This is a genomic window from Dokdonella sp. (genome assembly GCF_017744955.1).
GTDB lineage: Bacteria > Pseudomonadota > Gammaproteobacteria > Xanthomonadales > Rhodanobacteraceae > Dokdonella_A.
Genome location: NZ_JAGIAG010000001.1, coordinates 768,058 through 783,391, shown reverse-complemented (window position 1 = coordinate 783,391; position 15,334 = coordinate 768,058). Strand labels below are relative to the sequence as shown.

The window sequence follows — 15,334 nt, the reverse complement described above, 5'->3', positions numbered from 1 at the left end:
GTTCTCCTCGATGGCCGGCGCGGCGGACGATCGCCGCGCCGTGCGTCTTCAAAAGCGTTGCCGGTAGCTCGCGTACCAGAATCGCCCCGGCAGGTCGTAGTCGGCGAAGAAGCCACGGAATCCGGCCGAATAGGACACCGGCGGACCGCGATCGAGCGCATTGCGCACGCCGAGCGTCACGCGGCCGCCCCACGGCGCGCTCCAGCCGAGATCCAGGTCGACGAAGGTCACGCTGCCGACGCGATTGCGCGGCGCCGGCTGGCCGATGCCCGAGTCGTCCTGTTCGACGATGCGGTCCGGCTCGGAGCACAGGTTGCGCAGCGCCGGATCGCCGACGCGCTGTGCGTAGAAGAGCACGCCGCTGCAGTCCTCCTTGATCGAGGAGAAGTACCGCGCCGCCACGCTCACGTTCCAGCGTTCGCGCTGCCAGTCGAGCGCGAGCACCGAGCGCAGGCGCCACACCGTGCCGTAGCCGAGCGAGTTCTGGCCGACCACGTTGCCCTGCGCGAGCGAGCCGTCCGCGAGCCGCTGCAGGCGTTCGGGCTGGCCGATCTCGCCGAAGTAGGTGACGTAGGAATTCTCCCAGCGCAGCGTGAAGTCGCCGAACGCGGTCGGCCGCCGATACAGCGCGCCGACGTCGAAGCCCTCGGTCTCCAGGCCGCCGGGAAGATTGCGCGGAATCTGCCGGATCGCGGTCAGCGTGCCGTCGGCGGCACGCCGGATCTGGCTGCACGCGGTCAGGTCGGCGTGCAGGTAGCAGCCGTCCAGGACGGAGCCCGCGTCGACTTCCTGGATCGATCCGCGCAGCCGGATGCGGTACCAGTCCAGGCTCGTCTCGAGACCTTCCAGCCAGTGCGGCGAATACACCAGGCCGAGCGTGCGCGTCGTCGCGGTCTCCGGCTGCAGCTTCGGATTGCCGGCGGTCGTCACCTCGACCGCCTGCGGGTCCTCCACGCCCGGCGGAACGCCCAGCGCGCGGCAGCGCGCGATCACCGAGGGACCGGGTTCGTTGGCCGCCGCGCACGGGTCGAAGAACTGGCCGTTGATGACCTGCGTACCGGCGAACAGCTCGAACAGGCTCGGCGCGCGGAAGCCTTCCGAATAGTTGCCGCGCACGAGCAGGTCGTCGAACGGCTTCCAGCGCAGCCCGAACTGCGAATTGGTGGTGCTGCCGAACTCGGAGTAGCGCGAATAGCGCGACGCCAGCGACACGTCGAGGCTGCGCGCGAACGGTAGGTCCTTCAGCACCGGCACGTCGAATTCGACGTAGGCCTCGTCGACGCGATCGCTGCCGCGGGTCGGCGCGATCGAGCCGCCGCCGCTGCCGTTGGCGTTGCCGCTCTGGATCAGCGGGTCGATGCGCTCCTCGCCGCGGTCGCTGCGATGCTCGACGCCGGCGGCGACGCCGAGCCCGCCGGCCGGCAGATCCAGCAGCGTGCCGCTCGCGTGCAGGTTGAAGTCGCGCAGCTCCGACTGCCGGCTCGCGTGCGTGGCGCGCCGGATGTAGTCAAGCATCTGCGGCGTGATCGAACCGGGCGGCCCGAACAGGTCGAGCGGCACGCAGCCGGCGATCGGCGCGTCCGGCGTGCCGCAGCGCGCGGCGCCGGCGGCGTCGCGGAACGACGGCCCGATCGCGAGCGCGAGCGCGCGGTTGTCGAAGTACGGATCGGTCAGCGAGCGTTCGTCGGCGCGGATCCAGGTGAAGTCGGCGCCCCAGGCGACGTCGCGGCCGGCCAGCGAGAACAGGCCGTCGAGGCCGACATGCGCGCGCTTGCTGTCGACGGACTGCTCGAAGCGGCGCGGCCCGCCTTCGACGAGGCGGCGCTGCACGGCGATCACCGACTGGCCGAACGGGTTGTAGAGGTTGTCCGGCGAGATCGACAGCAGCGACTCGGGGCCGCTGGAGAACGGCGAGAACAGCACGACCGGCGCCGCCAGCTGCTGCGAGGAGGTACGGCGGTTGTAGAGCAGGTCGGCGACCAGGGCGAGGCTCGGGCTGATTTCGTAGCGGCCCTGCGCGAACACCGCCTTGCGCCCCGCCGGCGTCTGCATGTACGTGCCGGCCTGGTAGTTGTAGTTGTCCGAGCGCGAATCGAACCGGCGGAAATCGTCCGGCGAGGTACCGCTGCGTCCGTCGATCAGGCGCAGCGGCGTGTAGGTGCCTTCCAGCGTGAGGTTCGTGTACGGCGTCGCCGACGAGCCGGTCGCCGTCGCCGGCAGGTTCGGCAGCGGCGTGCCGGAGATCCGCCGGCTGCCGGCCATGACCGGATCGTAGTGTTCGTACTCCAGGCCGATCGCCGCGCTCCAGCCGTCGCCGCCGCGGCCGAAGGTCAGATCGTAGGATCGGCGCAAGCCGTCGTCCTGGTCGTACTGGCCGAAGTACGCGCCCAGCTCGGCACCGTCGAACTCGCGCCGCGTGACGATGTTGATCACGCCGGCGATCGCGTCCGACCCGTAGATGGCCGAGGCGCCGTCCTTCAGCACCTCGACGCGCTCGACCAGGGCGAGCGGAATCGCGGTCAGGTCGACGCCGCCGTCGAGCGCGCCGGCCCAGCGCTGGCCGTTGACCAGCACCAGGGTGCGGTGACTGCCGAGGCTGCGCAGGTTGACGCGCAACTCGCCGTTGCCGCCGTTGTTGATGTTGCGGTTCTGCGTCTGCCCGTTGGCGGTGATCGTCTGCAGGATGTCCGCCACGTCGGTCAGGCCGGTGCGCAGCAGTTCGGCGCGCTCGATCGTGAGCAGCGGATGGCGGGTCTCGACGTCGATGCGGCGGATGTGCGAACCGACGACTTCGATCGGCTGCAGCGTGGTCGTCTTCGTGTCCTGCGGCGGCTCCTGCGCCGCCGCCGGCACGCCCGTCAACGCCAGCGCGACCAGTGCGAATCTCGCACGGCTGTTCTTCATAGCATCGGCTCCCCCAGAGGACGACATCAGCCGCAACGCCATGTGCCGCGAAGGGCACGTCCAGCGCGGCCATGGTAGCTCCGATGAAAGTCGTAGGAAACAGTTCGTACGATCCAATGGCTGAATTCGCGCGCCGCGTCACGAACGAGCGCCGGAATCAGCCGTCCGCGCGCGACAGCGGCGCGGCGACCTCCTCCAGCGGGCGCCGCTCGGCGGCGACGCCGAGCACCAGCTCGACCAGCGCGGCGAGCAGCATCAGCGCGGCGCCGAACACGTAGCCGCCGGCGATCGCGGCCGGATCGCCGGCGCCGATCAGCCGTCCGAACAGCCACGGTCCGGCGACGCCGCCGAGGCCGGTGCCGAGCGCGAAGAACAGCGCGATGGCGAGCGCGCGCACTTCGAGCGGAAAGCTCTCGCCGATGGTCAGGTAGGCCGAGCTGGCCGCGGCGGAGGCGAAGAAGAACACGATCGTCCAGGCGAGCGTCATCGTGGTCGCGTCGAACCAGCCCTCGACGAACAGCCACGCGCTGAGCGCGAGCAGCGCGCCGGAGATCGCGTAGGTGCCGGCGATCATCGGCCGCCGCCCGAACGTGTCGAACCAGCGGCCGAGCAGCAGCGGCCCGAGGAAGTTGCCGGCGGCGAACGGCAGCAGGTAGAGGCCGACGCGGTCGGCCGGCACGCCGAAGAAGCGGCCGAGAACCAGCGCATAGGTGAAGAAGATCGCGTTGTAGAAGAACGCCTGCGACGCCATCAGCACGACGCCGAGCACCGCGCGCCGCGGATACAGGCGCAGCAGCGAACGCACCACGTCGAACGGACCGCTGTCGCCGCGTGCGCGCAGGCGGATGCGCGGTGCCGGCGCGGAGTCCGCCTGCCCCGCGTCCGCCTCGATCGCCGCGACGATGCGCTCGGCCTCGGCGACGCGGCCGTGCACGATCAGCCAGCGCGGGCTTTCCGGCAGGAAGCGGCGCAGATACAGGATGATCAGGCCGAGCGCGGCGCCGAGGCCGAACGCGACGCGCCAGCCGAGATCGGGCGGCAGCCTCCCCGGCGCGAGCAGCACGACGGCGCCGAGCGCGCCGAGCGCGGCGCCGATCCAATAGCTGCCGTTGACGAGGAGATCGGTGCGGCCGCGATAGCGCGCCGGAATCAGCTCCTGAATCGCCGAGTTGATCGCCGTGTACTCGCCGCCGATGCCGGCGCCGGTGAGAAAGCGCAGCGCGGCGAAGCTCCAGAAGTCGAACGCGCACGCGGACAGCGCCGTCGCGATCAGGTACACGCCGAGGGTCACGCCGAACAGACGCTTGCGGCCGAGACGGTCGGTCAGCCAGCCGAAGAACAGCGCGCCGCACACCGCGCCGGCGAGATAGGCACTGGCGGCGAGCCCGATCTCGACGTCGGACAGGCGCAGTACGGGACTCGCGCGCAAGGCGCCGGCGAGCGCGCCGGCCAGCGTCACTTCCAGACCGTCGAGCACCCAGGTGATGCCGAGCGCGACCAGCACCAGCGTGTGGAAGCGGCACCACGGCAGGCGGTCGAGCCGCACCGGCACGTCCGTCTCGAACACCGCGGCGACAGGCGTCGGCGGAGACATGCCCGGAGGATCGCCGCGGACGCGCCGCGAGGCAAGCCTGGGTCCGGGCGCGCCGACACGCTACCCTTGCCCGTTCCACGATAGCGGGAGACCACGATGCCACGCGCCCGACGCCGTTTCGCCTTCACCACCCTCGCGCTCGCCGGCGCGCTCGCCGGCGCCGCGGCGAATGCGGCCGACGTGCCGCGCATCGAGAGCGGCAATCGCATCAGCGAGAACGTTCCGGAGATTCCGGCGGCGCTCGGCGAGCAGCTGCAGCGCTACGCGAACACGCGCAGCGCCGGGCTCGGCGGCTGGATCGCCGACGGTTCGGGCCTCCTGATCACCACGCGCTTCGGCAACACCGCGCAGGTGCATCGCGTGAAGACGCCGGGCGGTGCGCGCGAGCAGCTGACCTTCTACGACGAGCCGATCGCGGCGGCGATGCCCAACCCGAAGCGCAACGGCTTCGTCTTCGGCAAGGACGTCGGCGGCTCGGAGTTCTGGCAGCTGTACTGGTTCGACCTCGCCACGCGCGAGACCAGGCTGCTCACCGACGGCAAGTCGCGCAACGACGGCCCGCTGTGGTCGCACGACGGCGCGCGCCTGGCCTACAGCAGCACCGCGCGCAACGGCAAGGACACCGACGTGTGGGTGCTCGATCTCGACGGCGGCGCGGCCAAGCCGGTGCTGACCGAGGGCGGCAGCTGGAACGCCAGCGATTTCTCGCCGGACGGCAAGAAGCTGCTGGTGCAGCAGTACGTCTCGATCAACGACGTGCGCCCCGGCGTGGTCGATCTGGACAGCGGCAAGCTGACGCGCTTCCCGGTCGACGGCGGCAAGGCCTCGTTCGGCGCGTTCCGCTTCGCGCCGGACGGCAGCGGCGCGTACTTCACCTCCGACGAGGGCAGCGAGTTCAGCACGCTGCGCTTCCACGACTTCAAGACCGGCAAGGTCGTGCCGCTCAGCGCCGGCATCGCCTGGGACGTCGAGGACTACGCGCTGTCGCCGGACGGCCGGCGCGTCGCCTTCGTCAGCAACGAGGACGGCTTCGGCGTGCTGCATCTGCTCGACGCGGCGACACGCAAGGAGCTGCCGCTGCCGACGCTGCCCAAGGGCGTCATCGGCGGCGTCGAGTTCAGCCCGGACGGAAAGCGCATCGCCTTCTCGCTGAACTCGGCGGTGTCGCCGAGCGACGTCTACACGGTCGATCCAGAGGCGAACACGGTTTCGCGCCGCGCCAAAACCGAGGACGGAAGCGTGCGCCACGCACCGCCGTACCCCGAACCGGCGGTGGAACGCTGGACCGAGAGCGAAGTCGGCGGCCTGGACGCGTCGACGTTCGCCTCGCCCGAACTGGTGCGCTTCCCGACCTTCGACAAGGCCGGCGGCAAAGTGCGCACGATTCCGGCGTTCTACTATCGGCCGAAGGCGGCCGCCGGCAAGAAGCTCCCGGTAGTGATCCAGATCCACGGCGGACCCGAGGCGCAGGCGCGGCCGGTGTTCAGCGCCGAGATCCAGTTTCTCGTCGACCAGCTCGGCGTCGCCGTGCTGGTGCCGAACGTGCGCGGCTCGTCCGGCTACGGCAAGAGCTATCTGCAGCTGGACAACGGCTTCAAGCGCGAGGATTCGGTCAAGGACATCGGCGCCCTGCTCGACTGGATCGGCAAGCAGCCCGAACTCGACGCGCAGCGCGTGGCCGTCTACGGCGGTTCCTACGGCGGCTACATGGTGCTGGCGACGATGACCCGCTACGACGCGCGGCTGCGCGCCGGCGTCGACATCGTCGGCATCTCCAACTTCGTCACGTTCCTCAACAACACCGAAAGCTACCGGCGCGACCTGCGCCGCGCCGAGTACGGCGACGAACGCGACGCGAAGATGAAGGACTTCCTCGAGAAGATCTCGCCGACCACCAACGCGAAGGCGATCACCAAGCCGCTGTTCGTCGCGCAGGGCGCGAACGATCCGCGCGTGCCGGCGAGCGAAGCGGCGCAGATCGTCAAGACCGTGCGCGGCAACGGCGGCGACGTGTGGTTCCTCGAATTCAAGGACGAGGGCCACGGCTTCCGCAAGAAGTCGAACGTGGACTACTTCCGCGCGGCGACGATGCTGTTCTGGCAGAAGTACCTGATCGGCGGGTGAGTGGCGGGATCGAACCCGACTTGGCCCTCGCCGCGCGTGCGAGTGCTCATTCGCCGTCCTCCCTCTCCCGCTTGCGGGAGAGGGTCGGGGTGAGGGAAATCGGAGCGCAACGCCGCGTCTTCCCTCACCCGCGCCTGCGGCGCGACCTCTCCCGCGAGCGGGAGAGGCGACGGCAAAGAACAGCGGCTTTCCCCAAGCGGGAGAGGCGATCGCACACTAGGCCGCCGACCTGAGCGTTCTCCAAGCCGATACCCTCGTGAAATTCCTGCGCACCCTCTTCGACGGCTTCACGCTCGCGCTGTTCGCGACCGTGGCGCTGGCCGCGCTGCTGCCGTGCGAAGGCCGCGTCGCGGTGGCGTTCGATTACCTCACCGTCGCCGGCATCGCCCTGCTGTTCTTCCTGCACGGCGCACGCCTGCCGCGCGAAGCGATCCTCGCCGGACTGACCAACTGGAAGCTGCATTTGCTGGTGCTGGCGAGCACGTTCGCCCTGTTCCCGCTGCTCGGGCTCGCGCTGAAGCCGCTGGCGGCGATCCTCGCCACGCCGACGCTCTACCTCGGCGTGCTCTACCTGTGCTGCCTGCCGTCGACCGTGCAGTCGTCGATCGCGTTCACCGCGATCGCGCGCGGCAACGTGTCGGCCGCGGTGTGCGCGGCGTCGCTGTCGAATCTCGCCGGCGTGTTCGTCACGCCGCTGCTGGTCGCCGCGCTGCTGGCCACGCGCGGCGCGGACACCTCGCCGCTGCGCGCGATCGGCGACATCGTGCTGCAGCTGCTGGTGCCGTTCGTCGCCGGCCATCTGCTGCGGCCGTGGATCGGCCGCACGATCGAGCGTTGGCGCAGGGTGCTGTCCTATACCGATCGCGGCACGGTGCTGCTGGTGGTCTACGTCGCCTTCAGCGCCTCGGTGGCCGAGGGCCTGTGGCACCAGGTGCCGCCGAGCGCGCTGCTCGGCACGCTGGCCGTGGTGGTGGTGCTGCTCGCGGTCGTCATGGTGTCGACCACGCTGCTCAGCCGCCGTCTCGGTTTCGCGCGCGCGGACGAGATCGCGATCGTGTTCTGCGGTTCGAAGAAGAGCCTCGCCAGCGGCGTGCCGATGGCGAAGATCCTGTTCGCCGGCAATCCCGCGCTCGGCATGCTGGTGCTGCCGGTCATGCTGTTCCACCAGATCCAGCTGATGGCCTGCGCGGTGCTCGCGCAGCGCTACGCGCGGCGGTCGCTGGACGAGCGCGGCGACGCTCCGCGCGACTGATCCGCGGCGCCGCCCGGCCCGATCGCGCCGGGCGGCGCGATCGGGCCGGCGGCTTCCTCAAGGCTGGCCGGGGCCGTCGAAGCCGTCCTTGAAGATCGTGTCGTCGGCCGCCGGCGTGCACTGGTCGCAGTCGAAGTCGTCGATCCACCAGCCCGAATGCGTGTCGTGGCTGCGGCCGCCGCCTTCGGTGCCGAGGCGCCAGCGGAGCTGGATCGTGCCGCCGTTCGCGGTCGCCGGCAGCGTCGCCGTGGTCGCGACGAAATCCGCCGAGCGGCCGCTCCACACCGGCCGATCGAGCAGCGGCGGCTGCGCCAGCGGGCTGTCGAAGGACGGATCGAGCGTGGCGTCGTAATGGCCATCGCTGAACGTGCCGCCCGCGGTCAGCAGATCCTGGAACGGCGCGCCGTTGATCGACACTTCGAGCACGCCGCCGTTGAAGGCGCCGTGGTCGAGATCGCTCGGGTCCGGCGCCCACAGCCCGTAGCTGTGATGGAAGGTGATCGTCGCCGTGCCGCTCGCGGGCAGCGAATAGGTCGGCGAGACGAGGCTGATGTCGGCGTAGTCGTCGACGTCGTCGATCCAGGCGACGTTCGACGGCGAGTTCGCGTAGCCGACCGCCACGCTCGTCCACGGCCGGTCGCTGGCCGCGCCGGTCGCGATCGCGGCGGTCCACCCGTCGGGCAGGGCCGGCGGCGTGACCTCTTCGAAATTCTCGCTGACGGCGGCAGCGGCGGCGAGCGGCAGCGCCAGCAGCGCCACGCTCAACATCGAACGACGAATGCGCACGGAGATACCCTCGGATGGCTGGCGCGCGCGCGGCGCGCCGTGACGGAATGCGGTGTTCATGGGCGTCCTCCTACGGCACGGCATGCTGGACGGCCGCTTCGGCGTCGAGGAATCCGTAGCCGTCCGCCGCCGTGTAGCCGGCGCCGAGGCGGTTGCGGATCACGCCACTGAAGGTCTCGCCGTCGGTCGTGGTTCCGCTGAACGTCATGCCGTCCTGGACCACGTTGCCGCTCGGAATCGACACGCCGCCGCCGAACAGGTCGGCCAGGTAGTTCGTGCGCGTGTGGTCGTCGGCCGAATGCTGCTCCGCGCGGCCGACCGAATAGCGCAGGACCTTGTCCTGCGTGAACGCCGCGTCGGCGAAGGTCAGCGTCATCGTCCACCACTGGTTCGCGGCCGACGGCGCCGGCGCCGCGTTCGAGTAGGTCGCGGTCACCTTGCCGGCGGGCAGGGTCGACTGGCTGCCGACGGCGAACGCGCGCGTGTTCGGCGTGAACACCAGGCCCGGCGCGTCGACTACGCTGTACTTGACCGTCGGCGGATTCGATCCGGCGACGTCGGCGACGCCGTTCTCGCCGCCCGACACGTTGCCGGCGGTGGTCGCCGTGCCCTGCGGATTGAACACCAGCGTCGCCAGGCTGCCGCTGCCGGTGTAGGTCACGGTGAACGCGTTGGTGTCCTGGCCGCCGGTGCCGGCGTTGCTGCTGCCGTCGCTGCCGATGCGGATGGCGATGCGCGCGCCGCTGCCGGTGCGCGCCACGCCGGCGGCGGCCCAGGGATCGAGGTCGTGCGGGAAGGTGCTGTGTTCGAGCAGATCGGTCATCTGCGCCGGCGACAGCGCGTGGCGGCCGCCGTGCGCCTCCAGCACCAGCGCGGCGATCGCTGCGGCGTGCGGCGCGGCCGCGCTGGTGCCGGAGAAGTTCGGCGCGAGCACGGTATTGGCGGCATCGTCGGCCGCCGCGATGCGCGGCTCGCGCCGGATCTCGGGAATCGCGAACTGCTCGCCGCTGCCGCTGTCGTCGTAATAGATCCGCACCGGTCCCGGCGAGGTGAACGGCTCAGGCAGATTCGGGCGGAACACGTCGTAGGCGGCCGTACCGTTGGTGCCCTTGGCCATCGCGTGGCCGCCGGTGGTGACGGTGCCGTAGGTGAAGTACTCGGCCGGGCCGACGCCGCCGAGCCCGTTGCCGGGAATGAGGTAGCGCACGTGCGTGGCGACGTTCGGACCGGTCGGCACGTTCGCGCGCGCGATCACGTATTGCAGCTGCGCGCCGCCGGAGCGCGGCGTCTGGCCGAGCTGGATCGGCTCGTTGGTGGCGAGGTTGTTGTCGGTCAGCGAACTGGCGGGCACGTAGGCGCCGGCGGTGGTGAACGCGAGCAGGCTGATGCGCGTCTTCACCGCCGGACCGTTGAAGCCGTTGGTCGCGTACAGGTTGACGGTCAGCGCGCCGGTGGTGGTGCCGTAGCGGTCGACCGTCACGCTGTAGTTGCCGCCGGTGACCGGCGCGAAGAAGCGCGCGACTTCGTCGACCGTGGTGTCCTGATGGTCGACGAGGACGTTGCCGCTCGGGTCCTTGATCGTCACGATCGAATCGACGCTGCTGCCGGAGTCCGCCGTCGAGGTCAACTCGTACAGTGCGCCTGCGGTGAGGCTGGCCGGCATCGTGAAGCTGACCGAGGTCTGCGTGTTGGTGATCGTGCCGTGGCCGGTGAACAGCGGCGGCTGGACCAGGTTCGGCGCGGTGTTCTGGTCGTACGGCTCGTTCCACTGCAGGATCGTCTGCGGCTGGTTCTGGCCGCTGGCAATGTTGACCGTCTGCGCGACGTCGAGCTGGCCCGCGTTCGGATTGAAGTTGTGGAAGCCGCCGGCGTACAGCTCCGGCGGCACGTTGGCCAGGTTGATGTTGGTGCCGGCCAGCGCCGAATTGCCGTCGGCGGCCGTCATGCCGGTGCCGTTCGGCACCCAGCGCAGCTCCGAATCGTAGCCGTTGACGCCGATGTCGTTGGCGGCCGAGGAGAAGTAGGAAATGCCGAACGCGGTGGCGTCGTCGACGCCGGCGCTGACGATGCCGTCCTGGAAGAACGGCTCGTCGAAGTAGCCGACGTCGTCGCAGATCGTATCGGCGGCGAAGGTCTGGCCGGGATACTGGTTCGCCGGGATGCCGGCGAGTGCGCGGATGTTGTTGGCGAAGTCGACTTCGCCGAAGTTCGCCGTCGCGAACGCGAGCTTGGCCTTCGGCGCCATCTTGTAGCCGATCTGCACCATCGCGCGCCCTTCGTCGTCGCTGCCCGGCGTGGCGTCGTCTTCCAGCACCGTCACCGCCTGGGTGTTGACCGGATTGGTGGCGGCGCCCGGCAGGTCGAAGTTCGTCACGTCGGTGTGCATCGCCGAGGCGTTCGCGCCGAAGCTGTTGGAGAGGAAGCCGATGCTCATGCCGGCGCCTTCGTAGTCCGAAGCGGCGCCGGCGTTGTAGAAGCGGTCGATGCGGTCGACGCGGTGCTGGGTGACGCCTTCGTCGAAGACCGAGCCCAGCCGCCGGAAGACGTCGCCGTCGTTCGCCTCCGACGACGACGGCGAGGCGACGGTGCCGGTCGCGCGCCTGGTCGAGTGATAGGGCTTCAGTTCGAGGATCACCGAACGCACGCCGCTCGCGCCGGACAGCGCGGCGACGTCGTCGAGCGACACGTAGGCGTCCATGACGCCGACGTTGCGGTACTTCGCGTCGACCGCCTTGATCTGCAGCGACGGAATCGCCGCGCCGAGATCGGCGGCCAGCGCCGCGATCGGCACCTTGCCGTCGGGATTGATGCGGACCATGTAGCGGCCCTGCGAGTCGGAGATCGCCGACCGCGCGAGCGCGGCGACCTGCTCGGTGGTGTAGCCGTCGTAGGGCGCGACGCCCTGCAAGGCGCTGCCGCTCAAGCCGCGGGTCGCCAGATGGCTCTCGAGCAGCTTGCCGAGGCCGTTGCCGAGATTCTCGGGAGCGGCCGCCGAAGCGACGCCGCTGGCGGCCACGCCGGTGCACAACAGGAATGCGGCCATGCGCACGTGCAGGCGCGGATATCGAATTCGCGACAAGACCATGACGACCTCGCAGACGGGAAGGCGAGCCGGCGTTGGTCAGCGTTCTGTCGAGTGGGCGACGCGTCTGGTCGCCGGGAGTTCGCGAAACCGGTATTGCCGTCGGCGACCGGATTCTAGGAAGCGAAAGCTGTCACGAACCTTACGATTCGGTCGTCGTCCCCGACGACCGAGGAGCGCCTCCGCCGAGCGGCGGAGGAAGCGCGCAGCGCGTCCGCTTCGTCAGGCGACTCGCTGCCAGGCGAGTTCGCCCGTCGCCGACACCAGATAGTGGTCGGCCAGCAGGAACGCGAACAGCGCCATCAGATAGATGATCGAGTAGTTGAACACGCGCATCGCGAAGAAATCGTCGGGCGGGTTCAGCAGGCGGATCGCGTAGTAGAGGAAGCCGCCGCCGAGCACCAGCGCGCCGCCGAGGTAGAACAGGCCGCTCATGCCGGTCAGGTACGGCAGCACCGTGATCACCAGCAGCAGCACGGTGTAGTACAGCACGTGCCAGCGCGTGTAGGTGACGCCGTGCGTGACCGGCAGCATCGGCACCTGCGCGCGCGAGTAGTCGTCGCGGCGGAAGATCGCCAGCGCCCAGAAATGCGGCGGCGTCCAGATGAAGATGATCAGGAACAGCAGCAGCGCGTAGGCGTGCACGCTGCCGGTGACCGCGGCCCAGCCGAGCACCGGCGGCGCGGCGCCGGCGGCGCCGCCGATGACGATGTTCTGCGGTGTCGCGCGCTTGAGGTACGCGGTGTAGACGACCGCGTAGCCGATCAGCGAAGCGAAGGTCAGCGCGGCGGTCAGCGGATTGACGAAGGCGATCAGGATCGCCATCGACAGCGTGCCGAGGATCAGCGCGAACGCGAGCACCTGCGTCGGCGTCAGCGTGCCGGTCGCGAGCGGCCGGTGCGAGGTGCGCGCCATCAGCTTGTCGATGCGCTGGTCGATCAGATGATTCAGCGCCGCCGCGGAAGCCGCCGCCAGCCAGATGCCGATCGCGCCGGCGATCGCCTGGCGCAGCGGCGGCACGCCCGGCACCGCCAGCAGCATGCCGATCACCGCGGTGAACACGATCAGCGCGACGACGCGCGGCTTGGTGAGTTCGAAGTACTGGCTGGCGAGGCTGCGTTGTTTCACGGCGGCATCATGCTTCACGACGGCACTAGACGGCTTGCCGCCGCGATGCGGCGGCAGGCGACGGCGCGGATGGCGACTGCACGCGCACGAGCAGCGCGATCAGCGACAGCAGCAGCAGCGCGGCGACGCCGTTGTGCGCGGTCGCGACCGGCAGCGGCAGCAGCAGCTTGACGTTGGCGATGCCGAGCGCGACCTGCGTGCACAGCAGCAGCGCCGCCAGCGCACCGATCGCGCGCAGTCCGCGGCGCCAGGCGAGTACGGCGGTCGCGAGCACGTGGCCGAACACGACCAGCGCGCCGATGCGATGCGCGATCTGGATCGCCGCGCGCGCGGCCGCGTCGAGCACACCGCCTTCGTAGTTCACGCCGATGCCGCGCCAGAGCACGAAGCCCTCGCGGAAGTCGGTCATCGGCCACCAGCTGCCGGCGCATTTCGGGAAATCCGCGCCGCAGGCGAGCGCGGCGTAGTTCGCGCTGGTCCAGCCGCCGAGCGCGATCTGCGCCGCGAGCAGGACCAGCGCGACGATCACCATCGGTCGCAGGCGCCGCTGTTCCGGGGTCGGCGCCTGCGTCGTGCCCAATCGCAGCGCGACGTAACCGAGCAGCGAGAACGTCAGCAGGCCGCCGAGCAGATGGCCCATCACGACGACAGGCTTCAACAGCAGGGTGACCGTCCACATGCCGAGCATGGCCTGGAAGATCACCACCGCGAACGTGATCACCGCCGCGCGCCACGGCGCAGCGCGATCCAGGCGCAGCGCGGCGAGCAGCGGCAGCGCGATCGCGATCGCCGACAGCAGCGCCGACGCCGCGTACATCTGCCGGATGTACAGGAACACGCCGAGCGCCGCCGCGAGCGCGGCCAGCATCAGCATCGCGACCAGCACGCGGCGGCGCCACGCCGCGGCCAGCGCGAGCGCGAACACCAGCAGGCCGAGCGTGCCGGCGATCATGCGGTGCACCTGTTCGCGCCAGGCCTTGTGCGTCTCGACCGGGCGCTCCGGGAAGCTCGCGTTGGCGTGCTCGATCTCGTGCTCGTGGCCGGGCCAGGTCGCCTTGCCGTAGCAGGTCGGCCAGTCCGGGCAGGACAGGCCGGCGTTGGACAGTCGCACGAACGCGCCGAACACGATCACGACGAACGCGAACGCGGTGGCGAACGCGGCGATGCGCGCCGGCGCGAGGAGCGAGCGAGCGCTCATCGCTTCACCAGGCGCGCGAGATCCTTGCGCAGCAGGTTCGCGTCGTAGCCGACCGGGTAGCGCAGCGCGAGGAAGCCGTGCGGATCGGCGAACGCGACCGCGATCTCGTCGGTGCCGCCCGGCCGCAGCGCGGCGAGCTTGCCGTCGACGTCGCGCGCGAGTTCGACCGGCTTCAGCGACGCGAGGCGCTCGGGCGCCAGCGTGTCGTCGAGCACCACCACGCGCACGCGATAGGCGTTCTGGTTCAGCGTCAGGCGCACGCGGCGCAGCTCTTCGATGCGCGCCAGGCACTTCTCCGCGCAGCCGGGCCCGGGCAGGGCGAACACGGTCCAGGACCAGTCCTCGTCCTTCCACTGCAGCGTGCGGCCGTCGGCGAACACGAAGCGCGCGGCGGACAGATCCTGCGGCGGCTCGATCAGGGTGCCGTAGTTGCGCGTGCCGCCCGGACGCCAGTCGAGTGCGTTCAGTACGTACGCGGCGATCAGCGGCGCGAGGAACAGCGCCATGATCAGGAGCAGGCCGATGCGGTTGCGCGTGCGTGGGGTCATTGGGGCATCTTGCGCCAGTGCAGGGTCGCGAACGTGGCGACGACGACGGCGGCGAACGTGAACCAGGTCAGAGCGTAGCCGTAGTGACGCTCGGGCGGAAACACTTCCGGTCGCCACTGGCGCACGAAGGCGGTGCCGTCGGCGGTGTCGGGCAGGGTCAGCAGCACGCGCGGATCGAGCGTGCGGTCGAGGTCGGTCGAGATTTCGGCGAGATCGAGATAGATCATCTTCTTCGGGAATTTCTGCGCCGCCAGACCGTTGCCGCCGAGGCGCAGGCCAGCGCCTGGCGGCGGCGCGTAGAGCGCGGACAAGGTGACCTTGTCCCGCGGCAGCGGCGGCAATGCCGGATAACGCGACTCGCCGCCCGCATAGGCGAGGAAACCGCGATTCACCAGCAGCGGCGCGCCGCCGTCGGCCGGCTCGAACAGCGCGTAGACCATCACGCCGACGCGGCCGTCGCGCACCTGGTTTTCCAGTTCGTACTCGTAGGCCGGCTCGGCGTAGTACCCGCGGACGGTGACGTGCGGATAGCTCACGCCGTCGGCATCGCCGCGCGCCTGCTGCAGCGGTACCGGCGCCTGCGCGATGCCGCGATCGAACGCGGCGAACAGCGCCGCCTTCTCCTGTCCGCGCCGCCACTGCCAGCTGCCGAGCGCGACGAACAGCGCGACGCCGAGCAAGGTCAGCACGACCGCGAACGGGCGCGGTCTCCGCCAGC

10 protein-coding genes are annotated in these 15,334 nt (G+C 70.2%); 2 read left to right on the top strand and 8 right to left on the bottom strand.

Annotated elements, in window-relative coordinates; genetic code table 11:
* Positions 1-48: 48 nt before the first annotated feature.
* Positions 49-2,904, bottom strand: a complete 2,856-nt coding sequence (locus J7520_RS03220) for a TonB-dependent receptor (protein WP_291183857.1) — start codon at positions 2,902-2,904, stop codon at positions 49-51.
* A gap of 157 nt (positions 2,905-3,061) precedes the next feature.
* Entirely contained in the window at positions 3,062-4,498 is a 1,437-nt protein-coding gene (locus J7520_RS03215; RefSeq protein WP_291183855.1) for an MFS transporter, read from the bottom strand.
* 96 nt (positions 4,499-4,594) lie between these two features.
* Here J7520_RS03215 and J7520_RS03210 point away from each other — a divergent pair, with 96 nt between their 5' ends.
* Together J7520_RS03210 and J7520_RS03205 are read left to right on the top strand one after the other, a co-directional pair.
* A complete protein-coding gene (locus tag J7520_RS03210) occupies positions 4,595-6,622 on the top strand; it encodes a S9 family peptidase (protein WP_291183853.1) in 2,028 nt (675 codons plus the stop codon).
* A gap of 256 nt (positions 6,623-6,878) precedes the next feature.
* Positions 6,879-7,874 carry a bile acid:sodium symporter family protein gene (locus J7520_RS03205; protein WP_291183850.1) on the top strand — a complete coding sequence of 332 codons (996 nt, stop codon included), beginning with the start codon at positions 6,879-6,881 and terminating at the stop codon, positions 7,872-7,874.
* A 57-nt stretch (positions 7,875-7,931) separates the two neighbouring features.
* On the opposite strand, the gene J7520_RS03200 is transcribed toward J7520_RS03205, so the two are convergent.
* The 6 genes from J7520_RS03200 to J7520_RS03175 all read right to left on the bottom strand — a co-directional run bounded on the left by J7520_RS03200 (position 7,932) and on the right by J7520_RS03175 (position 15,305).
* Positions 7,932-8,720 carry a hypothetical protein gene (locus J7520_RS03200; protein ID WP_291183847.1) on the bottom strand — a complete coding sequence of 263 codons (789 nt, stop codon included), beginning with the start codon at positions 8,718-8,720 and terminating at the stop codon, positions 7,932-7,934.
* A 10-nt stretch (positions 8,721-8,730) separates the two neighbouring features.
* A complete protein-coding gene (locus tag J7520_RS03195) occupies positions 8,731-11,745 on the bottom strand; it encodes a S8 family serine peptidase (RefSeq protein ID WP_291183845.1) in 3,015 nt (1,004 codons plus the stop codon).
* A gap of 219 nt (positions 11,746-11,964) precedes the next feature.
* Complete coding sequence (cyoE, locus tag J7520_RS03190; protein ID WP_291183842.1) at positions 11,965-12,870, bottom strand: heme o synthase; 906 nt, start codon at positions 12,868-12,870, stop codon at positions 11,965-11,967.
* A gap of 25 nt (positions 12,871-12,895) precedes the next feature.
* Positions 12,896-14,068 carry a COX15/CtaA family protein gene (locus tag J7520_RS03185; protein ID WP_291183839.1) on the bottom strand — a complete coding sequence of 391 codons (1,173 nt, stop codon included), beginning with the start codon at positions 14,066-14,068 and terminating at the stop codon, positions 12,896-12,898.
* Positions 14,065-14,616 (bottom strand): hypothetical protein, encoded by a 552-nt coding sequence (locus J7520_RS03180; protein WP_291183836.1) that lies wholly within the window; start codon positions 14,614-14,616, stop codon positions 14,065-14,067. The genes J7520_RS03185 and J7520_RS03180 overlap by 4 nt, the downstream gene beginning before the upstream one ends.
* Positions 14,613-15,305: an SURF1 family protein gene (locus J7520_RS03175; RefSeq protein ID WP_291183833.1), complete on the bottom strand. Its 693-nt coding sequence runs from the start codon at positions 15,303-15,305 to the stop codon at positions 14,613-14,615. Before J7520_RS03175 ends, J7520_RS03180 begins: the two co-directional genes overlap by 4 nt.
* Positions 15,306-15,334 lie beyond the last annotated feature (29 nt).

Excerpts from the sequence above, each read along its gene's own strand:
- J7520_RS03220 (WP_291183857.1), bottom strand. The coding sequence starts at position 2,904 with ATGAAGAACAGCCGTGCGAGATTCGCACTGGTCGCGCTGGCGTTGACG.
- J7520_RS03210 (WP_291183853.1), top strand. The coding sequence starts at position 4,595 with ATGCCACGCGCCCGACGCCGTTTCGCCTTCACCACCCTCGCGCTCGCC.
- J7520_RS03200 (WP_291183847.1), bottom strand. The coding sequence starts at position 8,720 with ATGAACACCGCATTCCGTCACGGCGCGCCGCGCGCGCGCCAGCCATCC.
- J7520_RS03195 (WP_291183845.1), bottom strand. The coding sequence starts at position 11,745 with ATGGTCTTGTCGCGAATTCGATATCCGCGCCTGCACGTGCGCATGGCC.
- J7520_RS03185 (WP_291183839.1), bottom strand. The coding sequence starts at position 14,068 with ATGAGCGCTCGCTCGCTCCTCGCGCCGGCGCGCATCGCCGCGTTCGCC.
- J7520_RS03215 (WP_291183855.1), bottom strand. The coding sequence starts at position 4,498 with ATGTCTCCGCCGACGCCTGTCGCCGCGGTGTTCGAGACGGACGTGCCG.
- J7520_RS03180 (WP_291183836.1), bottom strand. The coding sequence starts at position 14,616 with ATGACCCCACGCACGCGCAACCGCATCGGCCTGCTCCTGATCATGGCG.